Source organism: Rhizobium sp. LC145 (assembly GCF_001005825.1).
Classification (GTDB): Bacteria; Pseudomonadota; Alphaproteobacteria; order Rhizobiales; family Rhizobiaceae; genus Neorhizobium.
Genome location: NZ_LBHV01000004.1, coordinates 616,097 through 640,315 on the forward strand (window position 1 = coordinate 616,097; position 24,219 = coordinate 640,315).

A 24,219-nucleotide genomic window follows, 5' to 3' on the forward strand; every position below is an offset into this window, starting at 1 on the left:
CTCATACAACCGTTGCCCGCCCCTCGTCGATCTTCAGCACGGTCAGGTGACCGGAGAAAAAGGCACCCGTATCGATCCCGATCCGCCCCGGCCCGAACTCCAGTTCCTGAACCGGGGTGTGCCCATGGATCACGAGATAGGGCAATTTCGGGCCTTCCGTCAGGAAAGGGTCCCTGATCCACAGGAGATCCTGATCGCTCTGCTCTTCGAGAGAGATTCCCGGCCGAACGCCCGCATGCACGAAGAAATATTCCCCGATGCGGAAGGTGATCGGCAGCTCCTCGAGGAATTGGCGATGTTTCTGCGGCACGGCGTGTTCGAGAACCGAGCGAAGCGCCTCGCCGTCGGCACCGTAACGGGAGATCAGGTCCTGGGGATCGATGCCGTACGACATCAGGGTCTGCCGACCGCCGAGCTCGAGCCAGTCCCATAAGCGTTTCGGGTTCTGCAGGAAGCGCAGAAAAAGTTCGTCGTGATTGCCGCATAGGGCAATTCTTCTGAGATTATGGCGGTTCGGCGCGATGAGATGATCCAGAACCTCAGCCGAACGCGGCCCCCGATCGACGTAATCGCCGAGCAGCACCACGAGGCCGGGCCGCCCGCGCGCCATGATATCGGCCTGGATACGTTCCTCGGCAGCCAGGAGTTCGTCCAGGCAGCCATGCACGTCACCGATGACATAGATGGGGTAGCGCGGCGGCCTCTCGCCGAGATCGATCCGGCGCCGTGGGGGATTTCTCGACTCCGGAGAGTTCTTTCGCGCCAGCCAGCGCCCGATCTTCAGCATCATGCGCTCTTTCCGCCGGCCGCCCAGGTCTTGACCAGCGCAAGACCTTGTTGAAGCAGGGCCTTGGCGGCGTCTTCCGTCTCGGCTTCGACGTAGCAGCGCATCTCCGGCGCATTGCCGGAAGGACGGAAATGAATAATACGGCCATCCGCCAGGCTCACCCGCAGCCCATCCGTCTCGCTGGTCCAGGCAACCGGCCCGATCGGCGCGAGGAAAGCGGCGAGATTGTCCCGCGAGGCGCCAAGATGCGCCATCAGCGCGGCGCTGGTTTCAACCGGGAAATGTTCCAGACGGTCGGCGGCGGCGAATGGAAGCCCATAACCGGCGACGATCTCGGAGAGCGGGCGCTTCCGTTCCGCAGCGAGGTAGAGGGCCGCCAGCACCGGCAGGAAGCTGTCCCGCGTCGGCAGCGGGCTGATCCGGCCGGACGCGACGGAGAATTCGGAGGCCGTCAGCAAGCCGCCATTCGCCTCGAACCCCATGACTCCGCTCGCCCCTTCATCAAGCGCCTGCATCATTCCGGCGATCACGAAGGGAGAGCCGACCTTCGTGCGCACAACGCGGAAGCTGCCGGCCTTCTCGATCCCGGAATTGGATGTAACGGGGGTGACGACCACCTGGGCACCCAGGAAATTCGCTGCGATGAGACCGAGAAGATCGCCGCGCAAGGGCTCGCCGGTCTCATCCGCCACCAGCGGCCGGTCGCCGTCGCCATCGGCCGAGACGATCGCATCGAGCGCGTGCTTGGCTGCCCAATTGCGCAAGAGGCCGATGGTCTCCTCGGATACGGCTTCCGTATCCACGGGCACGAAATCCTCAGAGCGCCCGAGCGGCAGGGTCTCTGCCCCATAGCCCTCGAGCACCGTCACCAGCAGATCGCGTGCGGTGGTGGAATGCTGATAGACCCCGACCTTAAGGCCGGAAAGCGCCTTCGGCGGAAGAATGGCGGCATTGCGGGCGATGAACAGCGCTTCGGCATCCGCCGACTGGTCATTGGCGGCTCCCGGCGTGGCGTCGATCTCATCCCACTTCAGGCTTGCGGCGATCGCGGTAATGCGCGCTTCGTCCTGCTTGTCGATTTCGCCATCCGGTCGATAGAACTTGATGCCGTTCCGATCGGCCGGGATATGCGATCCGGTCACCATCAGCGAGGCTGCGCCGATCTGGAGACCCTGGAGCGCCAGAGCGGGCGTCGGCAGAGCGCCGCAATCGAGCGGCATCAGGCCAGCGCGGGCGAGCGCGCCGATGCAGGTGGCGGCAATGCCGGGGCTTGATGGACGGAAATCACGACCGACAAGCACGGGATCGCCCGCCTTCGCCATGCCGCTTCCCAGAAGATGCCGGGCAAACGCCGTGGCATAGAGCGCCGAAGCATGCCCTTCCAGATCGACGACAAGCCCGCGAAGGCCGCTGGTTCCGAATTTGAGGCTCAAGGCGCTCTTCCTGCTAAGTGCCGTTTCTGAAACGATGATTTCCATCAACGAGTTCTATGGAGCCATGTTCCAGATGGCAACCGCCTTCGCGCCGATTGAAAGGCATTCCGGTTCAGCAGGTAAAATCGGGTGGTGCACAGAGAGAGCGGTTTGCGGGCCCGATCGTCGTGCTGACGGACGCAAACCGGAACTATCCTGGAGGTAGCGGCTAATCCCGCAGAATCTTGGCGAGATAGCTTCCGTAGGCGCTCTTGCCAAGGTTCGTGGCAAGCAGTTCAAGCCCCCCGGCGTCTATATAGCCCATGCGGTAGGCCACCTCTTCGGGACAGGCGATCTTCAATCCCTGCCGTCGCTCCAGCGTACCCACGAAATCGGAAGCTTCGAGCAGGCTGTCGGGCGTGCCGGTATCCAGCCAGGCGAAACCGCGTCCCATCAGCGTTACGGAAAGGCTGCCGCGTTCGAGATAGGTGCGGTTGACATCGGTGATCTCCAGCTCGCCGCGCGCCGACGGCTTCAGATCGGCCGCGATATCGACGACCTGATGATCATAGAAATAAAGGCCGGTAACCGCCCAGCTGGACTTGGGGTGGGCTGGCTTCTCCTCGATGGATATGGCCGTCATGTCCCGGTCGAACTCCACCACGCCGTATCGTTCCGGATCGGTCACGTGATAGGCGAAGATGGTCGCGCCTTCGGTTTTCGTAGCGCCTTGCTGCAAAAGCTCCGGCAGGCTGTGGCCGTAGAAGATGTTGTCCCCGAGAACGAGAGCGGAGGGCCCGCCCGCGACGAAATCGGCGCCGATGATGAAGGCCTGGGCCAGGCCCTCCGGCCGCGGCTGCGCCGCATATTCCAGCGACAGGCCCCATTGGGAACCATCGCCCAGCAATCGCTGGAAGTTTTCCAGATCATGCGGCGTCGTGATGATGAGGATATCGCGGATTCCCGCCAGCATCAGCGTCGTCAGCGGATAATAGATCATCGGCTTGTCGTAGATAGGCATCAACTGCTTCGAGACCGCCTGGGTGATCGGGTAGAGCCGGGTGCCTGATCCGCCGGCGAGAATGATGCCCTTCATGATTTCACTTCCTCCCGTTGCCCTTCGAGCAGCACTTTCATGGTAGAAGCCAGCGAAACCCTCCAGTCGGGAAGCCTCAGGCCGTAGACCTGCTCCAGCTTGCCGGTGGAAAGCCGCGAATTGGCCGGCCGCCTGGCGGAAGTCGGGTATTCGGCGGTGGTGATCGGCCGCACCCGCACGCTCCTTCGGCCATACCCTTCGGCCAGCCGGAAGATTTCCTCGGCGAACTCCGCCCAGCTTGCCTCCCCCGTGGCAGCCATGTGGAACACGCCGCGCAGGTGCGGATCGGCGCTTTCCCGCAGCCTGCCGGCCGCCACCAGAAGCGCCTGCGCGATATCGAGCGCGGAGGTGGGGCAGCCGAGCTGGTCTGCGACGACGCAGACCTCATCCCGCGTCTCCGCGAGCTGCAGCATGCTCTTCAGAAAATTCTTTCCGTAAGGCGAGTAGATCCAGGCCGTGCGGAAGATCGCGTGGTTCAGCGTCGCTTGGCCGACCCGCCGCTCGCCTTCGAGCTTGGAGGCGCCGTAGACGGAGAGCGGCCCGACCGTGTCTTCCTCCGCATAGGGAGCGGGTTTTTGCCCGTCGAACACGTAATCCGTCGAAAGATGGATTATCGGAACCGACAATTCGCCGGCAACCTTGGCGACCTCGCCCGCGCCAAGGGCATTGACCGCGAAGGCGAGCTCCTTCTCGGTTTCGGCTTTGTCGACCGCCGTATAGGCTGCCGCGGAGATGATGACATCCGGCCTTGCGGCAAGAATGGCTTCCCGGATCGAGTGCGGCTCGGCTAGATCGAGCTCCGGCCGGCCCAGCCGCACCAGGTCGATGCCATGGGCTGGCGCTGCGCTCGCAAGCGCTTGCGCCACCTGACCTTGCTTGCCGGTCACCGCCACGCGCATCGGCTACACCTTCGTGAGCGTTCCAAGCCGCTCCCCCGAATAAACCTTCTCGCGCAAGGGGCGCCACCAGAGTTCGTTGTCGAGATACCAGATGATGGTCTTCTCTATGCCCGTGTCGAAGCTCTCGCGCGGGTTCCAGTCGAGTTCCGCCCTCAGTTTCGTCGCATCGATTGCATATCTGGCGTCATGCCCGGGGCGATCCGTGACATGGCTGATGAGCTTCTCGTGAGGTGCGCCCTGCGGTTTCAGCCGGTCCATGATGGCACAGATCCGCTTGACCACGTCGATGTTTCTGCGCTCGTTCTGACCTCCGACATTGTACTTTTCGCCGATCCTGCCGCGGGAGGCGATGAGATGCAGCGCGCGGGCGTGATCCTCGACATAGAGCCAATCGCGCACATTCGCTCCGCTGCCATAGATCGGCAGCGCCTTCTGCTCGAGCGCGTTGAGGATGGTGAGCGGGATAAGCTTTTCCGGAAAATGGAAGGGGCCGTAATTGTTCGAACAGTTCGAGACGACCACCGGTAATCCATAGGTCCGATGCCAGGCGATCGCCAGGTGATCGCTGGCAGCCTTCGAGGCCGAGTAGGGCGAGGACGGATCGTACGGCGTCATCTCATGAAAAAGCCCTTCGTCCCCGAGCGAACCGTAGACCTCGTCGGTGGAGACATGCAGGAAGCGGAAACCCTCCTTTTCCTCCCCCGAAAGACCGTTCCAATGGTGCAGAGCCGCCTGGAGCAGTTCGAAAGTGCCCATGACATTGGTGTTGATGAAGTCGGCCGCGCCGTTGATCGAGCGATCCACGTGACTTTCGGCGGCAAGATGCATCACCCGATCGGGCCGGAACTCGGCAAAGGCCTGCCGCATGACCCCGCCATCACAGACATCGGCCCGCAGAAAACGATAATTGGGCATGCTCTCGACGGAGCCGAGCGAAGCCAGATTGCCGGCATAGGTGAGCTTGTCGATATTCAGGACTTCAGCCCCCACGTCGTGGACGAGGTGACGCACCACGGCAGATCCTATGAAGCCTGCACCGCCGGTAACCAGAATACGCACGAGGAAGCCTCCAACCTCAATTGAGCGTCAGGGAAACAGATCGGCCTGGTCCGCGAGTATCGGATGTCCCCTGTCCTTGTCGGACAGAACAGCCTCCGCCTCGCCGATGCCCCACTCGATATTCAGCGCCGGATCGTTCCAGGCGATCCCCCGGTCGCTTTCGGGATTGTAGTAATCGGTGACTTGATAGAAGACCTCCGCATTATCGGTCAGCGTGACAAAGCCGTGCGCGAAACCTTCGGGAACCCAGAGCTGCCGGCCGTTTTCAGCGGAAAGCTCCGCGGCGACATGCCTGCCGAAGGTCGGCGAGGAGCGCCTGATGTCCAGGGCGATATCCCGGATCGCCCCTCTCAGGCACCGGACGAGCTTGCCTTGAGCCGCAAGCGGCGTTTGGAAATGCAATCCTCGGACCACGCCCTTTGATCTGGAAAACGACTGATTGTGCTGAACGAAACGGACATTCGGCGCATGCAGGGCGAAAACATCCTCCCGAAACGTCTCGCAAAACCATCCTCGACGATCTTCATGGCGTCGCGGGGTGATCAGCAACGGTCCCTGGATGGATAGTTTTTCGACAAGCATTCAATCCAACACTTTCTCGAACAGGAGAGCCCGCGACGGCCGGAAACTGTCAGCCATCCTTCCTATCAGAAAATTCCGTGCGGTGGATATCATCCGATTTGCCGATCCCCTCCCCCACTCAGGTGAGGTAGGCGGCTTCCGGATATCGACGGTGGGGGGCAGGTCGAGCCTAGCTCTTCCCCTCGGGCGCGCGGCCGTACCCTTGCGAAGTGAAGGAACCGCCCTGGAAGCGGCGGGCGACCGGATCATCCGGATCAGCGGCCACCTTGTCTGCAAAAGCTTCGGCATTGTCTTCGGCGCGGTAGCCGATGCGCGCCGCATCATCCTCTCCCCACCAGGAGCGCGTATTGGCCGAAACGCCCCACAAAAGGGCATGGCCGGTCTTTTCCGCTTCGATTGCGGCGATCACCATCCGCAACAGGTCCGGATAGGAAAACCAGGTGGAGAGATGGCGGATTTCCGTGGGCTCACGGATGGCTGAGCCGATGCGGATATGCACGCTTTCGATCCCGAACTTGTCGAAATAGAAGCTGCCGACATCTTCCGCGAAAAGCTTCGAAACGCCGTAGAAACCGTCCGGCCTCGGCCGATCCCTGACGCTGAGCTTCTTGCCGCGCTCGTAAAAGCCGATCGTGTGGTTCGAACTCGCGAAGATGACCCGCGCGCGGTTGACCCGCGCCGCTTCGAAGACATTGACCGTGCCGACGATATTGCCGGGCAGGATGGTTTCGAAGGATTTCTCGACGGCAACGCCGCCGAAATGGATGATCGTATCGGCACCCTCGGCGACCTTCGCAATCTTCTCCGCATCCGCAAGATCGGCCTGCACGAAACGTGCACCTTCCGGAACCTCGCCCGGAAACGGCAGGATATCGGTCAGCACGAGCCCCGGATAGCGCGAGGCAAGCTCGACGGCCAGGAAGCGGCCGAGCACGCCGGACGCGCCGGTCAACAGAACCTTGCGGCTTGCTGCGTCTGGCATCGGATCAAAGTCCCTTCATGCGTGAAACTGCAGCGCCCGCGACCGGCGCCTTGGCGAGGAAGATGCCGCCCGACAGCGGATATTCCGCAAGCCGCGCTGCGTTGAGCCTGTGGCTCGTGACAAGCATTGTCTTCATATCGGGCCCACAGAAGCACGGCATGGTCGGCGCGCTCGCCGGCACCGGATATTGCGCGACGATTTTGCCGTCCGGGTCATAGCGGTTCAACCGGGCTGCGGAAACGCCGGCACTCCAGTAGAAGCCTTCGGCATCGCAGGCGCCGCCGTCCGGCCGACCCGTCTCCTCGTCGGGATGAGCGATCCGCACGCCTTTGCCGATCTCTCCGGTCGCCGGATCGAAATCATGCCTGTCCAGCCATTTGCCCGCCGAATCCGTGTGGAACATCGTCCGCCCATCCGGCGCCCAGGCAAGCCCGTTCGAGGTGAACATGCCCGTCTTCTTCTTCACGATGCTTCCGTCCGCCGAGACCCGATAGAGCGTGCCGATCGGTTCGCGGTCGGTGCGCTGGTCCATCGTGCCGACCCAGAAGCAACCATCGGGCCCCACCTTGCCGTCGTTGAAGCGGTTGGTCTCGATCTCGCCCTCAAGCCGAGCAAGCGTCCGCCGCTCCCCGGTATCGGGATCGAAGAGGATCACTTCCCGCGCCAGTGCGACGACCAGCCGGCCGCTTTCGCAAAGGCCGAGCGAGCCGGCATTCGCCTCGAAGCTCCAGTCGCCGACGATCTCGCCGTTAAGTTTCAGCGCAATCACACGATTGTTGGTGATATCGCAAAGAAAGACCTGGCTGCGTCGTTCGTCCCAGACCGGGCTTTCCCCAAGCGACAGGGTAAGTCCTTCGATTGCCGTGAATTCCATCCGATCCCTCCCACCGGTCCTTCCCACTGGTTCTTCCATGTCCGGCCGCCGCTTCAGGCGGCGATCGGCTCCCAGCTTTTCAGCATCTGTTCAAGCTTGCTGCGGTCCACAGCATCCAATGCGGGAAGCCCCGGTCGGCGCACCGGCCCGACATCCTCGCCACGCAGCATGAGCGCTTCCTTGACGACCGTGACATTGGCACCATTGTTGAACTTGGTGCGCAACGTCTCGAAGCCTGCAATCTCCGCGACGAGCCTGCGAGCCGCCGCATAGTCGCCAGCCTCCAGCGCCTTCCATACCGCAAGAGAGCGCAGCGGATCGACATTGACAAGGCCGGACGTGAAACCCCTGGCTCCCAGCGCATAAAAGGGCGCTGCCCAGCCTTCCGCAAGACCGCAGATCCAGACGGCATCCGTCCCTTCGGTGGCACGAACGCATTCCGAAAGCAGCATCAGGTTGGAGGACGCGAATTTCACGCCGGCGATGTTCGGATGGGTCGCGACCCGCACGAGATCGGCCACGGGGATCGCATCAGAACGGATATAGGCCACCAGCGGCAGTTCGGAGGCTTCCGCGATCGCGATGAAATAATCCGCCTGACAGTGCGGCGCCGCAAAGGGATCGAGCGGGTGGTGTACCATGATACCATCCGCCCCTTCCCGCTTCGCGGCAGCAGCGGTTGCGATCGCCTCGCGTTCCGACCGGCCCGCCGCGGCGGTCACCGCCGCTTTGCCGTCAGCCGCGGCGATGCAGATCGCCTGCAGCCGAAGTACCTCCTCGAAGCGGAGGCTGTAGAACTCACCGGTATTGCCGCCCGAAACGACGTTGTGGACACCCGCATCGGCAATGCGGCGGATGATCTTGCCGGTGAGACCGGGCTCGATCTCCCCGTCTTTCGAGTAGGCGGTAACATGAACGCCCGAAATACCCGTCAGGACGCGCTTGTATTCGCGAATATCCATTCCCCGTTTCCCTTAGTTTTCGGAATGAGCCAGAAAGGCGAGGTGTTTCTCGCCCGAACGTATGACGTGATCGCGCATCAGCCGCTCTGCCAAATCGGGATTTCGCGTGATGATCGCGTTTGCAATGGCCTGATGCTCTTCGAAGGCAAGCAGCCGCTCCGGTTCATCGGAAAGCGCGTTTACACTCGCCGCATGGTCATAAATCTGCTGCCCGCTCTGGAGCCGGCGCAGATAATTGCAGCCCGATGCCTCGTAGATCAGATTGTGGAACTGCTCGTTGAGCCCGATAAGGTGCAACACATCGCTGGTTCTGGAGCCTGCCCGCATGAGCGGCAGAAGTTCCCGCATTCGCTTGATGTGATCCTCGGTGATACGCTTGGCGGCCTGACGCGCGATCATGCTCTCGAGCGCTGCCCGCGCCAGCATCATCTCTTCCGCCTGGGCAGCATCGAAGGTGACATAGATGCCGCGACGCGCTTCCGAACGCACGAGGCCTTCCGCCTCCAGCACGCGCAGCGCTTCCTTCAGCGGGGTCGTGCTGATGCCGAGCTGGGCTGCGAGCTGCCGCTCGTTGAACTTGTCGCCGCTTTTCAGCCGGCCGGAGAGGATCGCTTCGCGGACGAGGCCATAGACGTGGTCACGCAGGCTTTTCAGGAAAACCGGCTCGACTGACAGGAATGGATCCTGATCGGTCATCCTATCCTCCCGCGCCTCTCAGATGCCCAATCGCTACCATCTGAAATTTGATATATCAAGGCTGAAATTTGATATATCAATCCGCAAAAAGCCTGCTAAGTTGCCTGCCGGGAAGAGGTGGTCCCACCTCCCTATGTTCCGTTCCGCGAGTTTAGGAGACAAATCGGAAGGAGCATCGGACAGGGCCAAACAGGATATTCTGGAAGACGATCAATGAAAAAGGCAGATACTCTCCGCAGCGCGAGATGGTTCGCGCCCGACGACCTGCGTTCGTCCGGTCACCGGTCGCGTTTGATGCAGATGGGCTACGACGAGAAGGACTGGGGCAAGAAGCCCATCATCGGCATTCTCAATACGTGGTCGGATCTCAATGCCTGCCATGCCCATTTCAAGGAACGCGTCGAGGACGTGAAGCGTGGCGTTCTGCAGGCGGGCGGCTTTCCGGTGGAGCTTCCGGTGCAGTCGCTTTCCGAAAGCGCGTTGAAGCCAACGTCCATGCTCTACCGCAACTTTCTGGCCATGGAGGCCGAGGAACTGCTGCGGGCGCACCCGATCGACGGGACGGTGCTGATGGGCGGCTGCGACAAGACCACTCCTGCCCTCATCATGGGCGCGGTCAGCGCCGGCCTGCCGACGATCTTCCTGCCGGCCGGCCCGATGCTGCGCGGCAACTACAAGGGTGAATGGCTGGGCTCGGGCTCGGATGCCTGGAAATACTGGGACGAGCGGCGCGCCGGCACGATCTCCGACGAGCAATGGGTCGGCGTCGAGGAAGGCATCGCCCGCTCCTACGGCCACTGCATGACCTTCGGCACCGCGAGCACCATGACCGCGATCACCGAATCCCTCGGCCTGACGCTGCCTGGGGCGAGCTCCATCCCGGCTGCCGATGCCAACCACATCCGCATGAGCACGCGCTGCGGCCGCCGGGCCGTGGAAATGGTCTGGGAAGACCTGACGCCGGGAAAGATCATCACGCCTGCCTCGGTCAAGAACGCCGTGACGGTGGCGATGGCGACCGGCTGTTCCACCAATGCGGTGGTGCACCTGATCGCGATGGCCCGCCGCGCCGGCGTGCCGCTTTCGCTGGACGATCTCGATCTCGCTGGCCGCACGACGCCGGTGGTGGCCAATATACGGCCCTCCGGCAAGAAATACCTGATGGAGGATTTCTATTACGCCGGCGGGCTGAGAGCCCTGATGGCCGAGATCAAGGACCTTCTCGATCTCGATGCGATGACCGTCAGCGGCTTCCCGCTCGGAGAAACGCTGAAGGGCGCCAAGGTCTACAATGACGACGTCATCCGCCCGCTTTCCAACCCGATCTATCCGGAGGGCTCGCTTGCGGTTTTGAGGGGCAATCTCGCCCCCGACGGCTGCGTGATGAAGCCCGCCGCCTGCGAGGAGCGCCTGCGCGTGCATGAAGGCCCGGCTCTCGTCTTCGACAGCTATCCCGAGATGAAGGCGATGATCGACCGCGACGATCTCGACGTGACGCCGGATCACGTGCTGATCCTGCGCAATGCCGGCCCCAAGGGTGGCCCCGGCATGCCGGAATGGGGCATGCTGCCGATCCCGAAGAAGATCCTCAAGCAGGGCTATCGCGACATGCTGCGCATTTCGGATGCTCGCATGAGCGGCACCAGCTATGGCGCCTGCATCCTGCATGTCGCGCCCGAATCCCATGTCGGAGGGCCGCTCGCACTGGTCAAGACGGGCGACATCATCCGCGTCGATGTGCCGAACCGGCGGATCGACATGCTGGTGGATGAGGCGACGCTTGCCCGTCGCCGTGCCGAATGGGTGCCGCCGGCAGAGAAATATGAGCGCGGCTACGGCTGGATGTTCTCCAAACACATCAAGCAGGCCAATGAAGGTTGCGACTTCGACTTCCTGGAACGGGAATTCGGTGCCGCAGCCGGTGAACCGGACATTTACTAAGCGGGGAGACCTGATGACCGATTACGTGCTTTCCGATGCGACGCGCAAGAAATACGAAAGCGTGAGCTGCGCGACGCTCTGCACCGCGCTCTTCAAGCGCGGCCTGCGCAACCAGTTCATCCAGGATGTGCATCCGCTGAAACCCAAAGCCCGTAACATGGTGGGCCAGGCCTTCACCCTGCGCTATATCCCGGCACGCGAGGACCTGAACCCGCTTACCGTCTTCCAGAACCCGGAACATCCGCAACGCGCGGCGGTCGAGCGCTGCCCGCCCGGCCATGTGATGGTGATGGACAGCCGCAAGGACCCACGCGCGGCTTCCGCCGGCTCGATCCTCGTATCGCGGCTGATGGTGCGCGGCGTTGCCGGAGTCGTCACCGATGGCGGTTTCCGCGATAGCCCCGAGATCGCCGAACTCGATATCCCCGCCTATCACTCGCGGCCGTCCGCCCCGACCAACCTGACGCTCCACCAGGCGCTCGACATCAACGTGCCGATCGGCTGCGGCGACGTGGCGGTCTGGCCGGGCGACGTCGTCATCGGCGATGCCGAAGGCGTAGTGATCGTGCCCGCCCATCTCGCCGAAGAGATCGCCGACGAGGCAGTGGAGATGACCGCGTTCGAGGATTTCGTCACCGAGGAAGTGCTGAACGGCCGTTCCATCATCGGCCTCTATCCGGCGACGAAGGAAGAGACGAAGGCCGATTTCGCCAAATGGCGAGCCGCCAAGGGTCGCTAATCTCAACACGGCGCCGCGACGATCGATGTCGCGGTGCTCTACCGGCCTAAATCGGCAAGATAGGTATTTTCCGCTTTCGACTTGGCGAATGCCGCGGGGTCGATCTTCGCGATCAGCAGCGCTTCGCCTTCCACCGGCCCTTCGGCAAGCAGGCTGCCATCCGGTGCTGCGATCCGCGAAAGCCCCGCATAGGCGAAGTTCTCGTCCGCCCCGCAATGATTGATGTAAGCGACGAAAACCTGGTTCTCGAACGCGCGCACCCGGATCATATGCTCGGCGATGAAACTGCCGGACCAGCCTTTCGGCAATGCGGTCGGCACCACCACGAGATCGGCCCCGGCCTTTGCCAGACGACGCACGTTTTCCGGAAACTCCACATCATAGCAGATCAGGAATCCGAGCCTGAGGTTTCCCACAGTCACCAGCACCTCGCGCTGGTCTTCCTGACGGAACCATTGCCGCTCGTAGGGTCCGTAGAGATTGCACTTGCGGTAGACCGCGGTCTGCCCCTTGTCGTCGGTGAAGAAAGCGCTGTTGAAGACGGCTTCATGGGTCTTCTCGGCAAAACCCGCGACGATCGCCAGACCATGCCTTTCAGCCATTTCCGAAAGCCGCTCGGTGACCTCGCCATGGGCGGGAACGGCAAGCGACGGAAACTTCTCCGCCGCGCCATAGCCGGTCAACGCCAGTTCCGGCCCGATCAGCAGATCGGCCCCCTCAGCCTTCGCCCTTTCGGCGGCGCGATCGATCTTGGCGAGGTTCGCCTCGACATCACCCACGATCGATTCCATCTGGAGACCGGCAATCTTCATTTGTCTTCCGCCATGGCTCCGAGCAGTTTCGGCAGGTCGCCGAAGCGGGCGACGAGGCCGAAGACCACCGCTGCGATTGCCAGGAACAACACCGTGACCGAGGCCATGGTGGGCGTATAGCCGTAGCGCAGCGCGTTGAAGATCTTGATCGGCAGGGTTTCCATCGTGAAGCCCACCGTCATGTAGGCGACGATGTACTCATTGAGCGACAGTACGAAGGCGAAGGCATAGCCGGAGACCACATAGGGCAGGATCAGCGGCATCACGACGGTGCGGAAGATCGTCCTGTCATCCGCGCCCATGGTCGCGGCCGCTTCCACCAGCGAACGGTCGATCGCCGAAAAGCCGAGCGACAGCGTCACCAACGGCAGGGTCACGAAGAAGATCGCGTGGCTGATGACCGCGGTCCAAGGCTGGCCATAAAAGCCGGTCGTCGCCCAGAAGGTGAGCAGCCCCAATGCGGTGATGACCGGCGGCAGGGTGAAGGGTGCTACGCCGAGAAGCCGGAAGATGTTTGCCCAGGGCGCTACCCGCCGCCACAGGAACCAGGCAAGCGGCAGCGCGACGAGCAGCGCCAGCGCGGCCGAAAGCGCAGCCAGCGTGACGGAAGCGATGAGCGCATTGCGCCATTCGCTGTTGGTGAAGATCTCGCCATACCAGGAGAGCGAAAAACCCTGCGGCGGAAAGGCGAGCGTCTGTTTCTGGTTGACCGAGACGCCGGCGACGACGATCAGCGGCAGGGCCAGGAACAGGCCGACGAGGAAGAAGAAAAGGCGGCGCAGCGCGGTCATGCGGCCTCCTTCTGGCGTCCGGCATAAAGCGCCAGTCCCACGAGACCAAGCGTGACCAGCACGAGGAAGACGGCCATGGCCGCCGCGAACGGCATGTTCGACTGGTAGATCGCCTGGTCGGTGATCAGCACCGAAAGCGTCCAGTGCTGCGGCCGGCCGAGAAGCTGCGGCAGAAGATAGGAGCCAAGCGCGAAGATGAAGACCATGATCAGCGTCGCAAGGATGGTGTTCCTGAGCGCCGGCACGACGACGGTGAAAAAGGCCTTTACCGGAGAGGCGCCGAGGGTGCGCGCCGCTTCCGTCAGCGTCGGGTCGAGCCGCACCAGCGCCGGATAGAGAACCAGCACGGTATAGGGAAAGGCCTGGTAGGTCATCGCGGTCATCACCGCGCCGAAGCTCGGCGTCAGCGCCTGCGGCTGCGCCATCAGCCCCAGCCAGACGAAGAGATTGGTGAGACCCGCCGTGCGCGAGAACAGTGTAGACCAGGCAAAACCGATCATCACTTCCGAGAGCGACAGGATCGAGAGCAGCGCCACCAGCCAGAGGATCTGCACCTTCCGCGCCGTACGGGACAGGAGATAGGTGAAGGGAATGCCGATGACGACGCAGGCAATCGCCACCGCGATCGCCAGCATCAGCGAGAAGCCCAGAACCCGGCCGAAGAACAGGCTGAGGAAGCGTGCATAATTGTCCAGCACGAAGGCCGGCTGGTAGAAGCCGCCCTGCTCGCGCTGGAAGAAGGAAACCGCGATCATCGTGGCGAAGGGCACCACGAAGAACACGGTCAGCATGCCGGCCGGAAAGAAGAGCGGCCCATAGTCGGCGAGGCGCTGGGGCGGTTCGCGTCTCATTTTGCGAGCACCACGCTGGTTTCCGGATCGAGGCGGATGCCGACGCTCTGGCCGACCGTCACTTCCGGCCGGTTGCGCGGCGAGGAAACCGCGACGATCTGCTGGCCGCCCGCTTCCACGAAGGTTTCGATCGCGCCGCCGAGATCACGGATGAAGCTGACCGTGCCCGCGATTACGCCATGGCCGGGAGCAGTCAGTTGAACATCCTCCGGACGGACGGAGAGCGTTCCCTTCGCGCCCTGGGGGATCGAAAGCCCTTCGACCATCTCGCCGAGCACGGTGGCGCGCCCGGCATTATCCGCCGAGAAGGGAATGAGGTTGGTCTGGCCGATGAAATCCGCGACAAAACTGTCGGCCGGCCGGCGATAGATTTCGACCGGTGGCGCGGCCTGGCGGATTTCGCCGCCGTTCATGACGACGACCGTATCGGCCATGGTCATCGCCTCGCGCTGATCGTGGGTAACGACGATCGTGGTAATGCCGAGCCGCTGCTGGAGTTGGCGCAGTTCCACCTGCATGGCCTCGCGCAGCTTGGCGTCGAGCGCCGAAAGTGGCTCATCCAGCAGGAAGAGCTTGGGCGAGATGGCAAGCGCCCTGGCGATCGCCACGCGCTGGCGCTGTCCGCCGGAAAGCTTGCTGACGGAGCGGTCGGCAAAGCCCGGCAGATGGATCATCGCCAGAAGTTCGTCTACCCGCTTCTTCTGCTCCTCCTTACCGACGCCGCGGATGCGCAGCGAATAGGCGATGTTCTCGCCGACCGTCAGGTGCGGAAAGAGCGCCAGCGACTGGAAGACCATGCCGAGCTCGCGCTTGTGGGTCGGCACTTCGGTAATGTCGTGACCGGCAAGATTGATCGAGCCTCGGGTCGGCAGGTCGAGCCCGGCGATCATCCGCATCAGCGTGGTCTTGCCGCAACCGGATGGGCCAAGGAGGCACACGAACGTACCGTCGGGCACCGAGAGGCTGACATCGTTGACGGCGGTAAACGTGCCGAACTGCTTCGTCACGTGCTCAAGGTTCAATCCCGACATTCGGTCTCCGCTGCTAAGCCCCTCCCCCTTGTGGGGAGGGGTTGGGGAGGGGAACATTAGAGCGTGGGTATAACCCCTCCCGGCCCTTCGGGCCACCCTCCCCACAAGGGGGAGGGATGGGTGCCACACGCTTGCTTCTCCCCGCAAGCGCGGAGAGGGGATGAAAACTTACCCCGCAATCATCTCCGTCCACTTCTGGTTCAGGAAGTCGGACTTGCTCTGATAGAGATCGTAGCGCGGAATGATCGGCTCGATATCGGAGGAAACCGCTGCGAATTCCTGGTCCGTCAGGTCGAGCAGGTCGCGCTTGACGGTGGGTGAGGTGCCGACCTTGCGCGACAGCGTCGCCTGGATCGCCGGCTGGCACATGTAATCGATGAAGACATGCGCCTCCTCGGTCTTCTCCGAAGCCCGAGACACGGCCCAGGAGCCGGAATCCAGGATACCGCCTTCCTTCGGGAAGGTAGAGCGGACCGGGAAGCCGTCGGCCGCGGCAAGACCCGTCACGTCGTGATAATATTGCCCCATCGGGATTTCGCCGGATTTCAGCGCCTGCTCGAACTGCGCCTCGTCGCGATACCAGAGCCGCACGTTCGGCTTCACTTCGGCGAGCTTCTCCAGCGCTTTGATGATGCCCTCGTCGGTATCCAGCGCATTGGTGCCCCCAAGGTGGGTTTTCGCCGTCACTTCCAGCAGGAAGGAATTGGAGACGAGCGCCAGCAGCCCGAGCTTGTCGGCATTGGCGGGGTCCCAAAGCGCTGCCCAGGATGTGGGCGCTTCCTTGTAGACGTCGGTATTGGTCACCAGCGTGATGTACCAGGAAACGGCACCGATGCCGGCGATGCGCCCATCCGGATACTTGTTGATGAAACGGTCGATGAGGTTCTTGCTGTTCGGCAGCTTGGCGGCATCGAGCGGCGCCCAAAGATCGTTCGCCTGGCCCTTCAGGATCGCAACCTGAGACATCATCGAAACGTCTGCCGGGGCGGCGCCTGCGCGTGCGGCCTGCTCGAGCTGCACCAGCCAGGCCTCGCCGGTCGGCTCCGCGACCGATTCGACGGCAATGCCGGTCGCCTTGGTGAAATCGGCGAAGATGTTCTTGTCGAAAGAATCCTTGAAGAAGCCGCCATAGACGCCGACCTTCAGGCTCTTCTCCTGGGCCCGCAGCACCGCCGGCATGGCCAGCATGGAGACACCGGCAAGGCCGGCCCCGAGTACGGCGCGGCGGCCGAGTTTGGCGTTGAGAATGTCACGCATGATCTTTACTCCTTTATTTGCCCGCGCGGCCTAGGCCTGCCGGACGAGTTCCCACTCTTTATAGCGCATTTATCTCAGGCCCGCCCCTTCACGGAAGGGCTGAAGACCATCAAGCTGAGGATTTCAAACAATATCTGCGCGCCTGTCTGGGCGGTATTGCTGGTCGCGTCGTATTGCGGCGCGACCTCCACCACATCGCCACCGACGAGATTGATGCCCTTGAGGCCGCGGATGAGCTCCAGGACCTCGCGGGTGGTAAGCCCGCCGATCTCCGGCGTGCCCGTGCCGGGCGCGAAGCTCGGATCGAGGCTGTCGATATCGAAGGAAAGATAGGTCGGCCCGTCGCCGACGATCGCCTTGGCCTTTTCGATGATCGCCGGAATGCCCATGCCGGTCACCTCTTCCGCATGGATCACCGTCATGCCGGAGGCATAGGAGAACTCCCAGAGATATTCCGCGGCACCCCGAATGCCGATCTGGATCGTCCGGGTCGGGTCGAGCACGCCGTCCAGAACCGCATTGCGGAAAGGTCCTGCGTGATGGAACTTCGTCTCGTCGAAAAAGCCGCTCGTGTCGCAATGGGCATCGATATGGATAAGGCCGACCGGCGCCTTCTTTCCAACCGCCTTCAGGATCGGATGCGTGATCGAATGGTCGCCACCGACCGAGAGCGGCAGCACGCCCGCATCGACGATCTGGCCGATGCGCTTTTCGATGTCCTCGTGGCTCATCTCTAGGCGATAGCGGCTGCGGAAGGGAACGTCGCCGATATCCGCGACCCGCAGGTCGAAGACCGGCGCGCATTCCAGCACATGATTATAGGGACCAATGCGCTCGATGGTGCGCAAGGCCCTGGGTCCAAACCGGGAGCCCGGCCGGTTGGTGACGCCGAGGTCCATCGGTATGCCGAGGATCGCCACCTGCAGGTCCTCGAAATCCGGGTTTTCGGAATCCACCGGCAGGTGCGGCGCGCTCACGAAGGTGGGAACGCCGGAATAGGGCGCGACGCGGGTGCCGCGCTTGTTGAAGATCTTGTCGGCGACCTTGCGAAACTTCGGATCGAAGATTTCGCTGCCCTGGCCGTCGAGAAATTTCGTCCGCAATTCCTCGAGCTTCTTCGCGTCGAATGCCATGATTGCTTCACCTGTTCCTGAGTCTGCGCGTGCAGCCTATTTTTTGTTCCCTGAGGATCGCAGCCTCTGTTTTCATCATTATCCGCCGAGACGGGCTGGAAAAGCAATTGAGATTGTTCTAGCAGATGATGTGAGAAAAACTCACACTGGAGCATTCCGGAAATGACGAGCCGGCTCCCTCCCCTCAATCCCCTGCGCGCCTTCGAAGCGACGGCGAGGCGCGGCTCCGTCTCGGCGGCTGCCAGGGAGCTGAACGTCACCCACGGCGCCGTCAGCCACCAGATCAAGGCGCTGGAGGAATCTCTCGGCGTCACCTTGTTCGAGCGCGGCTCCAAACGACTGAAGCTTACTTCCGAAGGCGCACTTCTACTGCCGGCCGTCACCCAGGCTTTCGGCGAAATCGCGGCGGCGACCGCGCAGATGAAGCGCCCGGCCACCAGCGGCGAACTGTCGATCACCTGCGTTCCGGCGCTCTTCTCTTTCTGGATCGTGCCGCGCCTCAATTCCTTCACCGAGCAATTTCCGGGCGTCAGGCTCAAGCTCACCGCATCGAACGATCCCGCTGGACTGCATTCCCCTGATGTCGACGTCTGCATTCTCTACGGAGACGGCAATTGGCCCGATGCCTGGGCGCGCCTTTGGAGCAACCTGCGGCTTTTTCCCGTGGCGAGCCCGACGCTCCTGAACAGCCGACCGCTACGCTCCATCCGTGATCTGGAAGACCACGTACTGCTGCACGGCGATGCCGACGGGCGCGAGTGGAATACATGGTTTGCCGCGGCCGATGCGATCGACCTGCCCCGTCGCCAGCAGCATTTCATGGGCGATGCGCGGTTTTCCACGGAAGCCGCCTTGCATGGGCACGGCATCGCGCTCGGCGATACGATCACGGCGAGCAAGCTCATCGCTAAGGGGGAGCTGATCGTGCCCTTCGACCTGAGCGTTCCGGCAAACGATGCCTTCTATGTCGCCTGCAGGCCTGCCGTGCGGTCGACCCCGATCATCCGAGTCTTTATCGACTGGCTCTTCGCATCGCTGGAAGCCGATCATCTGCCGCAGGTGCAGACCTCCGCGCGCACGCTTATCCGCTCGCGAGGCGGCAAGGGCGCGGAAAAACCCGGCTCGTAATGCTCCTTTCCTCTCCGCCTTGAACTCGTTCCTTTCGCCGCTGCAGACCATGGACAGCGGGAATTGGAACGAATATTCCATCGCTCCTCTTGAGATCGGAAGACGAGAATGGCCGAGAATCCAAGGATTCCCGGTAAATTCTCCGTTTTCCACTTCCAGCACCGTTGACGCCAATCCAAAAAATGGAATAAATTATCCGCATTCCAGGGAAGCGGTGCATTTGTTCCGTTTCGCCGCCCGCGTTGGGAGCGCGGGGGAATGCGCAACCGGCCGGAGGGCCGGTTTCCGGCGAGAACAGGTGGCACCGGACACCGCTTGAGGAGGAAATCACCATGAAGAAGCTCTTTTTGGGTGCCGCGCTTTCCGTCTTGCTGAGCACCGCCGCGCATGCCGAAACCGTCGGCGTATCCATGGCGCTGTTCGACGACAACTTCCTGACCGTGCTGCGCAACGGCATGCAGGATTACGCCAAGACCATGGATGGCGTGACGCTGCAGGTGGAAGACGCCCAGAACGACGTGGCCAAGCAGCAGAGCCAGATCCAGAACTTCATCGCCGCGGGCGTCGATGCCATTATCGTCAACCCGGTCGATACCGATGCCACCACCGCGATGTCGAAGATCGCCGCGGATGCGGGCATTCCGCTCGTCTATGTCAATCGCGAGCCGGTCAACGTCGACACCCTGCCGGACAAACAGGCCTTCGTGGCCTCGGAGGAAATCGTTGCCGGCACGCTGGAAGCCAAGGAAGTCTGCCGCCTTCTCGGCGGCAAGGGCAAGGCCGTCATCATGATGGGCGAGCTTTCCAATCAAGGCGCGCGCATGCGCACCAAGGCGGTGCACGACATTGTCGCCACGGACGAATGCAAGGGCATGGAGATCGTCGAAGAGCAGACGGCGAACTGGCAGCGCACGCAAGGCTCCGACCTTGTCACCAACTGGCTGTCGAGCGGAATCGAGTTCAACGCCGTCATCTCCAACAATGACGAGATGGCGATCGGCGCCATTCAGGCGCTGAAAGCCGCCGGCAAGGACATGAAGGACGTCGTCGTCGCGGGTGTCGATGCCACGCAGGATGCGCTTGCCGCCATGCAGGCCGGAGACCTCGACGTAACGGTGTTCCAGGATGCGGCGGGCCAGGGCAAGGGCGCGTTGGACGCAGCCCTGAAGCTCGCCAAGGGCGAGACGGTCGAGAAGAAGGTCTACATCCCCTTCCAGCTCGTGACACCGGAAAACGTTCAGGAATTCGTCGCCAAGAACTGACGTGACCGAACCCGGGATGCGGGGACCCGCCCCGCATCCCGATTTGCCCGATCAAGCCTTGAGGAGATGGCGATGGTTGTCAGCCCGTCGACAATGGCTGCCGTGCGCAAGAGCGGCGCAGTTCCAAATGCGGAATACCTGCTTTCCGCCGAAGGTATCCGCAAGGAATTTCCGGGCGTGGTCGCCCTTGACGACGTCTCCTTCCGGCTAAAGCGCGGCAGCGTGCATGCGCTGATGGGCGAGAACGGCGCCGGGAAATCGACCCTCATGAAGATACTTGCCGGCATCTACCAGCCGGACAAGGGCAACGTGCAGCTGAAGGGTGTCGACATCCGCCTTTCCTCCCCGCTCGACGCGCTGGAGAACGGCATTGCGATGATCCATCAGGAACTGAACCTGATGGCCTATATGACGGTCGCGGAGAATATCTGGATTCGCCGCGAGCCGCTCAACCGTTTCGGCCTGGTCGATCACGGCGAGATGTACCGGCGCACGGAGGAGCTCTTCGACCGCCTCAATATCGGCATCGATCCCGAGGCGAAGGTCGGGGACCTCTCCGTCGCCAATCGTCAGATGGTCGAGATCGCAAAGGCGGTCTCCTATGAATCCGACGTCCTCATCATGGACGAGCCGACCTCGGCGCTGACCGAGCGCGAGGTTGATCATCTCTTCCGTATCATCCGCGGGCTGCGCGACCAGGGCATCGGCATCGTCTACATCACCCACAAGATGAACGAGCTCTTCGAGATCGCCGACGAGCTCTCCGTATTCCGCGACGGCAAATATATCGGCACCCACGCCTCCACTGAGGTCACCCGCGACGACATCATCCGCATGATGGTGGGCCGAGAAATAACCCAGATGTTCCCGAAGGAGGAGGTGCCGATCGGCAATGTCGTCCTTTCGGTGAAGAACCTGACGCTGAAGAGTGTTTTCAACGACGTTTCGTTCGATCTGCGTGCCGGCGAAATCCTCGGTGTGGCGGGCCTCGTCGGCTCCGGCCGGTCGAACGTCGCCGAAACCCTGTTCGGCGTGACGCCCGCAAGCTCCGGCACCATCGAGATCGACGGAAAACCGGTGGCGATCGATACGCCTACGACAGCCATCCGCAATCGCATGGCTTTCCTGACCGAAGACCGCAAGGACACCGGCTGCCTGCTGATCCTCGACGTGCTGGAGAACATGCAGCTCGCGGTGCTTCAGGACAAGTTCGTCAAGAACGGTTTCGTGCAGGAAAACCAGCTGGAGGAAGTCTGCGAGGAGATGTGCCGCAAGCTGCGCGTCAAAACGCCGAGCCTCGCCGAGCGGGTGGAGAACCTTTCCGGCGGCAACCAGCAGAAAGTGCTGATCGGCCGCTGGATGCTCACCCATCCGCGTATCCTCATTCTCGACGAGCCGACACGCGGCATCGATGTCGGCGCCAAGGCGGAGATCCACCGTCTCGTCTGCGAAATGGCCCGCACCGGGGTGGCGGTCATCATGATCTCTTCGGAAATGCCGGAAATCCTCGGCATGAGCGACCGGATCATGGTGATGCACGAGGGCCGGGTGACCGGCTTCCTCGATCGGGCGGAAGCGACGCAGATCAAGGTCATGGATCTCGCCTCGCGCTGACGCCAACGAAGACTTCAGGAGGAGAAGACAATGAGCACGGACGCTGCCGCCAAAGGCAATCTCAAGGTAACCCCGGCGCGACGTCGGCGGCGCATGCCGCCCGAAGCGAACATCTTTCTCGTATTGATCGCCATAGCGCTCGTCTACGAGCTGCTCGGCTGGATCTTCGTCGGCCAGAGCTTCCTCTTCAACCAGCAGCGCCTGACGATCATGATCCTGCAGGTTTCGGTTATCGGCATCATCGCCGTCGGCGTGACGCAGGTCATCATCACCGGCGGCATTGATCTTTCCTCCGGCTCGGTGGTCGGCATGACGGCAATGCTGTCCGCCAGTGTCGCCCAGTCCTCCACCTGGCCGCGGGCGCTCTATCCGAGCCTCACCGACATGCCCTTCTTCGTGCCGATCGGCGTCGGCATCATCGCGGGCCTGCTGGCCGGCTTCATCAACGGCCAGCTCATAGCCAGGACGAAAATACCGCCCTTCATCGCAACCCTCGGCATGATGGTGACGGCCCGCGGCATTTCCAAATGGTACACCAAAGGCCAGCCGGTCTCCGGCCTGACCGAGAACTTCACCTTTATCGGAACGGGCATCTGGCCGGTCGTCGTATTCCTGGCTGTGGCGATCATCTTCCACATCGCGCTGCGCTATACCCGCTACGGCAAATTCACCTATGCGATCGGCGCCAATGTGCAGGCGGCCCGCGTCTCCGGCATCAATATCGAAGCGCACCTCGTGAAGGTCTATGCGATCGCCGGCATGCTGGCGGGCCTTGCAGGCGTGGTGACGGCGGCGCGCGCTCAGACGGCACAGGCAGGCATGGGCGTGATGTACGAGCTCGACGCCATTGCGGCAGCCGTCATCGGCGGCACCTCGCTCGCCGGCGGCGCGGGGCGCATCACCGGCACTGTGATCGGCACCGTCATCCTCGGTGTCATGACCTCCGGCTTCACTTTCCTGCGCGTGGACGCCTACTATCAGGAAATCGTCAAAGGCATGATTATCGTCGCCGCCGTGGTGACCGACGTCTACCGCCAGAAGAAGCGAGCCAAGGTTTAAAACTGCTTCAAGCCCTCCTCCCAACTGCGGCGCTTCGGCGCCGCTTTCTTTTTGGACCGTAACTCAAAAAAAGCCGCCCGAGAGGCGGCTTTTTTGAGTTTAGGGAGTATGGAGAGAAATCACACCTCGACCGAAATCCAGCGCTGTTCGGTGAATGAACGGGCCATGGCATGCACGCTGCGCTCGATCCTGAGACCATCGTCGAAGCCGATGAGATGCGCCTTCTCGCCCTTGATCGCCGAGATCAATTCCCGGCATTCGATGATCTTCAGATCGTTGAAGCCAAGGCCGTGGCCGGGGGCCGGGATGAAGCGATTATACGGAGCGTGCTCCGGCGCGGCGAGTACCTTGCGGAAGCCGTGCTCGGCCTTGCCGCCCTTGTTCTGGTAAAGCTCGAACTCGTTCATCCGCTCCTGGTCGAAAAGGATCGAACCTTCCGACCCGAAGATCTGCAGCGCGATGCGGCCCTTGCGACCCCAGGCGGAGCGGTTCGCCATCAGCACGGCCGAGACACCGCCCTGGAGACGCACCAGAACGCTCGCCACATCGTGGTTCTCGACGGCGCGCTTGCCGCCGCCGGCAAGCGGCCGCTCCGCATAGGGCTTCACCATATCGGCAATGACCGCGTCCACATGGCCGAACAGCGTAAAGAGCAACGAAAGCGGATGCACGGCGAAGTCGTCGAGCGCGCCATAGCCGGATGACGCCTCGCTCTTCCAATAGAAGAGCGCCTGCGGATCGGCCATGAAATCCTCGTCCATCTCGACCCGGACGTGGTTGACCGCGCCGACAGCTCCCTCGGCGATCAACGCCTTCATATGGCGGATCATCGGGTTCTGGATATAATTGTAGCCCATCGCGGCCACCTTGCCGGACCGCTTGGCCGCGGCCTGCATGCGCTCCGCATCGGCAAGCAGCGGCGCCATCGGCTTTTCGCACCAGACATGCTTGCCGGCCTCGAGTGCTGCGATCGCCATTTCGGCATGGAAGGCATTCGGCGTGGTGACGGAGACGATATCGACAGCCGGATCGGCGATCACGTCGCGCCAGTTACCGGTCGAGGTGGCGAAGCCGAGTTCCGCCGCCTTGCGGGCCGCAAGATCGGCATCGACCTCCGCAAGCGCCACCAGCCGCGGCCGCTCGACATCACCGAAGACGCTCGCCACCGAATTCCAGGCCAGCGCATGGCACTTGCCCATATAGCCGGTCCCGATCAGCCCGACACCCAAGCCAGCCATCTCATCCTCCCAAT

23 protein-coding genes are annotated in these 24,219 nt (G+C 62.4%); 6 read left to right on the top strand and 17 right to left on the bottom strand.

From position 1 onward, the window contains the following. Position 1: 1 nt before the first annotated feature. From YH62_RS14535 to YH62_RS14580, 10 genes are all read right to left on the bottom strand, one after another. Positions 2-790 (bottom strand): metallophosphoesterase family protein, encoded by a 789-nt coding sequence (locus YH62_RS14535; protein WP_245282092.1) that lies wholly within the window; start codon positions 788-790, stop codon positions 2-4. Beyond that, positions 787-2,220, bottom strand: coding sequence for a phosphomannomutase (locus tag YH62_RS14540; protein WP_170986273.1), 1,434 nt, complete (start codon positions 2,218-2,220; stop codon positions 787-789). The genes YH62_RS14535 and YH62_RS14540 overlap by 4 nt, the downstream gene beginning before the upstream one ends. Before the next feature lie 208 nt (positions 2,221-2,428). Beyond that, positions 2,429-3,295 carry a glucose-1-phosphate thymidylyltransferase RfbA gene (gene rfbA, locus YH62_RS14545; protein ID WP_046794914.1) on the bottom strand — a complete coding sequence of 289 codons (867 nt, stop codon included), beginning with the start codon at positions 3,293-3,295 and terminating at the stop codon, positions 2,429-2,431. Next, a complete protein-coding gene (gene rfbD, locus YH62_RS14550; protein ID WP_046794915.1) occupies positions 3,292-4,194 on the bottom strand; it encodes a dTDP-4-dehydrorhamnose reductase in 903 nt (300 codons plus the stop codon). The genes rfbA and rfbD overlap by 4 nt, the downstream gene beginning before the upstream one ends. Before the next feature lie 3 nt (positions 4,195-4,197). After that, complete coding sequence (rfbB, locus tag YH62_RS14555) at positions 4,198-5,253, bottom strand: dTDP-glucose 4,6-dehydratase (RefSeq protein WP_046794916.1); 1,056 nt, start codon at positions 5,251-5,253, stop codon at positions 4,198-4,200. A 27-nt stretch (positions 5,254-5,280) separates the two neighbouring features. Further along, on the bottom strand, positions 5,281-5,835 hold the full coding sequence (rfbC, locus tag YH62_RS14560) for a dTDP-4-dehydrorhamnose 3,5-epimerase (protein WP_046794917.1): 555 nt from the start codon (positions 5,833-5,835) through the stop codon (positions 5,281-5,283). Positions 5,836-6,004: 169 nt separating this feature from the next. Beyond that, on the bottom strand, positions 6,005-6,817 hold the full coding sequence (locus tag YH62_RS14565; RefSeq protein ID WP_046794918.1) for an NAD(P)-dependent oxidoreductase: 813 nt from the start codon (positions 6,815-6,817) through the stop codon (positions 6,005-6,007). Between the two features lie 4 nt (positions 6,818-6,821). Further along, complete coding sequence (locus YH62_RS14570; RefSeq protein WP_046794919.1) at positions 6,822-7,691, bottom strand: SMP-30/gluconolactonase/LRE family protein; 870 nt, start codon at positions 7,689-7,691, stop codon at positions 6,822-6,824. Positions 7,692-7,744: 53 nt separating this feature from the next. Then, the gene (locus YH62_RS14575; RefSeq protein ID WP_046794920.1) at positions 7,745-8,653 is read right to left on the bottom strand and encodes a dihydrodipicolinate synthase family protein; all 909 of its coding nucleotides are present in this window, start codon (positions 8,651-8,653) and stop codon (positions 7,745-7,747) included. Positions 8,654-8,665: 12 nt separating this feature from the next. Continuing rightward, the gene (locus YH62_RS14580; RefSeq protein ID WP_046794921.1) at positions 8,666-9,349 is read right to left on the bottom strand and encodes a GntR family transcriptional regulator; all 684 of its coding nucleotides are present in this window, start codon (positions 9,347-9,349) and stop codon (positions 8,666-8,668) included. 213 nt (positions 9,350-9,562) lie between these two features. Between YH62_RS14580 and araD the strand changes: the two genes are divergently transcribed. Both araD and YH62_RS14590 read left to right on the top strand, forming a co-directional pair. Beyond that, a complete protein-coding gene (gene araD, locus YH62_RS14585) occupies positions 9,563-11,290 on the top strand; it encodes an L-arabinonate dehydratase (RefSeq protein ID WP_046794922.1) in 1,728 nt (575 codons plus the stop codon). Between the two features lie 13 nt (positions 11,291-11,303). Then, positions 11,304-12,029, top strand: coding sequence for a ribonuclease activity regulator RraA (locus tag YH62_RS14590; protein ID WP_046794923.1), 726 nt, complete (start codon positions 11,304-11,306; stop codon positions 12,027-12,029). A 38-nt stretch (positions 12,030-12,067) separates the two neighbouring features. On the opposite strand, the gene YH62_RS14595 is transcribed toward YH62_RS14590, so the two are convergent. The 6 genes from YH62_RS14595 to speB form a co-directional block, all read right to left on the bottom strand. Beyond that, positions 12,068-12,841, bottom strand: a complete 774-nt coding sequence (locus YH62_RS14595) for a carbon-nitrogen hydrolase family protein (RefSeq protein ID WP_046794924.1) — start codon at positions 12,839-12,841, stop codon at positions 12,068-12,070. Continuing rightward, complete coding sequence (locus YH62_RS14600; protein WP_046794925.1) at positions 12,838-13,632, bottom strand: ABC transporter permease; 795 nt, start codon at positions 13,630-13,632, stop codon at positions 12,838-12,840. The genes YH62_RS14595 and YH62_RS14600 overlap by 4 nt, the downstream gene beginning before the upstream one ends. Further along, positions 13,629-14,483, bottom strand: coding sequence for an ABC transporter permease (locus YH62_RS14605; RefSeq protein WP_046794926.1), 855 nt, complete (start codon positions 14,481-14,483; stop codon positions 13,629-13,631). The genes YH62_RS14600 and YH62_RS14605 overlap by 4 nt, the downstream gene beginning before the upstream one ends. Further along, positions 14,480-15,514, bottom strand: coding sequence for an ABC transporter ATP-binding protein (locus tag YH62_RS14610; RefSeq protein ID WP_046794927.1), 1,035 nt, complete (start codon positions 15,512-15,514; stop codon positions 14,480-14,482). Before YH62_RS14610 ends, YH62_RS14605 begins: the two co-directional genes overlap by 4 nt. Before the next feature lie 168 nt (positions 15,515-15,682). Next, positions 15,683-16,771, bottom strand: a complete 1,089-nt coding sequence (locus YH62_RS14615) for an ABC transporter substrate-binding protein (protein ID WP_046794928.1) — start codon at positions 16,769-16,771, stop codon at positions 15,683-15,685. A gap of 74 nt (positions 16,772-16,845) precedes the next feature. Continuing rightward, the gene (speB, locus tag YH62_RS14620) at positions 16,846-17,904 is read right to left on the bottom strand and encodes an agmatinase (protein ID WP_046794929.1); all 1,059 of its coding nucleotides are present in this window, start codon (positions 17,902-17,904) and stop codon (positions 16,846-16,848) included. A gap of 162 nt (positions 17,905-18,066) precedes the next feature. On the opposite strand from speB, the gene gcvA reads away from it, so the two are divergent. From gcvA to YH62_RS14640, 4 genes are all read left to right on the top strand, one after another. Then, positions 18,067-19,032, top strand: coding sequence for a transcriptional regulator GcvA (gcvA, locus tag YH62_RS14625; protein WP_046794930.1), 966 nt, complete (start codon positions 18,067-18,069; stop codon positions 19,030-19,032). Positions 19,033-19,364: 332 nt separating this feature from the next. Continuing rightward, positions 19,365-20,294, top strand: a complete 930-nt coding sequence (locus YH62_RS14630; RefSeq protein ID WP_046794931.1) for a sugar ABC transporter substrate-binding protein — start codon at positions 19,365-19,367, stop codon at positions 20,292-20,294. A 72-nt stretch (positions 20,295-20,366) separates the two neighbouring features. Next, the gene (locus tag YH62_RS14635) at positions 20,367-21,908 is read left to right on the top strand and encodes a sugar ABC transporter ATP-binding protein (RefSeq protein ID WP_046794932.1); all 1,542 of its coding nucleotides are present in this window, start codon (positions 20,367-20,369) and stop codon (positions 21,906-21,908) included. A gap of 30 nt (positions 21,909-21,938) precedes the next feature. Further along, the gene (locus YH62_RS14640) at positions 21,939-22,967 is read left to right on the top strand and encodes an ABC transporter permease (RefSeq protein WP_046794933.1); all 1,029 of its coding nucleotides are present in this window, start codon (positions 21,939-21,941) and stop codon (positions 22,965-22,967) included. Between the two features lie 119 nt (positions 22,968-23,086). Here the strand turns inward: YH62_RS14640 and YH62_RS14645 are convergent, their stop codons facing one another. Next, positions 23,087-24,205, bottom strand: a complete 1,119-nt coding sequence (locus YH62_RS14645) for a Gfo/Idh/MocA family oxidoreductase (RefSeq protein ID WP_046794934.1) — start codon at positions 24,203-24,205, stop codon at positions 23,087-23,089. Between the last annotated feature and the right edge of the window lie 14 nt (positions 24,206-24,219).

What these genes read in the sequence shown, in the direction of transcription:
- YH62_RS14535 (WP_245282092.1), bottom strand. Translation starts at nt 790, where the DNA reads ATGATGCTGAAGATCGGGCGCTGGCTGGCGCGAAAGAACTCTCCGGAG.
- rfbA (WP_046794914.1), bottom strand. Translation starts at nt 3,295, where the DNA reads ATGAAGGGCATCATTCTCGCCGGCGGATCAGGCACCCGGCTCTACCCG.
- rfbD (WP_046794915.1), bottom strand. Translation starts at nt 4,194, where the DNA reads ATGCGCGTGGCGGTGACCGGCAAGCAAGGTCAGGTGGCGCAAGCGCTT.
- rfbC (WP_046794917.1), bottom strand. Translation starts at nt 5,835, where the DNA reads ATGCTTGTCGAAAAACTATCCATCCAGGGACCGTTGCTGATCACCCCG.
- YH62_RS14565 (WP_046794918.1), bottom strand. Translation starts at nt 6,817, where the DNA reads ATGCCAGACGCAGCAAGCCGCAAGGTTCTGTTGACCGGCGCGTCCGGC.
- YH62_RS14570 (WP_046794919.1), bottom strand. Translation starts at nt 7,691, where the DNA reads ATGGAATTCACGGCAATCGAAGGACTTACCCTGTCGCTTGGGGAAAGC.
- YH62_RS14575 (WP_046794920.1), bottom strand. Translation starts at nt 8,653, where the DNA reads ATGGATATTCGCGAATACAAGCGCGTCCTGACGGGTATTTCGGGCGTT.
- YH62_RS14580 (WP_046794921.1), bottom strand. Translation starts at nt 9,349, where the DNA reads ATGACCGATCAGGATCCATTCCTGTCAGTCGAGCCGGTTTTCCTGAAA.
- araD (WP_046794922.1), top strand. Translation starts at nt 9,563, where the DNA reads ATGAAAAAGGCAGATACTCTCCGCAGCGCGAGATGGTTCGCGCCCGAC.
- YH62_RS14590 (WP_046794923.1), top strand. Translation starts at nt 11,304, where the DNA reads ATGACCGATTACGTGCTTTCCGATGCGACGCGCAAGAAATACGAAAGC.
- YH62_RS14595 (WP_046794924.1), bottom strand. Translation starts at nt 12,841, where the DNA reads ATGAAGATTGCCGGTCTCCAGATGGAATCGATCGTGGGTGATGTCGAG.
- YH62_RS14600 (WP_046794925.1), bottom strand. Translation starts at nt 13,632, where the DNA reads ATGACCGCGCTGCGCCGCCTTTTCTTCTTCCTCGTCGGCCTGTTCCTG.
- YH62_RS14605 (WP_046794926.1), bottom strand. Translation starts at nt 14,483, where the DNA reads ATGAGACGCGAACCGCCCCAGCGCCTCGCCGACTATGGGCCGCTCTTC.
- YH62_RS14610 (WP_046794927.1), bottom strand. Translation starts at nt 15,514, where the DNA reads ATGTCGGGATTGAACCTTGAGCACGTGACGAAGCAGTTCGGCACGTTT.
- YH62_RS14615 (WP_046794928.1), bottom strand. Translation starts at nt 16,771, where the DNA reads ATGCGTGACATTCTCAACGCCAAACTCGGCCGCCGCGCCGTACTCGGG.
- speB (WP_046794929.1), bottom strand. Translation starts at nt 17,904, where the DNA reads ATGGCATTCGACGCGAAGAAGCTCGAGGAATTGCGGACGAAATTTCTC.
- gcvA (WP_046794930.1), top strand. Translation starts at nt 18,067, where the DNA reads ATGACGAGCCGGCTCCCTCCCCTCAATCCCCTGCGCGCCTTCGAAGCG.
- YH62_RS14630 (WP_046794931.1), top strand. Translation starts at nt 19,365, where the DNA reads ATGAAGAAGCTCTTTTTGGGTGCCGCGCTTTCCGTCTTGCTGAGCACC.
- YH62_RS14635 (WP_046794932.1), top strand. Translation starts at nt 20,367, where the DNA reads ATGGTTGTCAGCCCGTCGACAATGGCTGCCGTGCGCAAGAGCGGCGCA.
- YH62_RS14640 (WP_046794933.1), top strand. Translation starts at nt 21,939, where the DNA reads ATGAGCACGGACGCTGCCGCCAAAGGCAATCTCAAGGTAACCCCGGCG.
- YH62_RS14645 (WP_046794934.1), bottom strand. Translation starts at nt 24,205, where the DNA reads ATGGCTGGCTTGGGTGTCGGGCTGATCGGGACCGGCTATATGGGCAAG.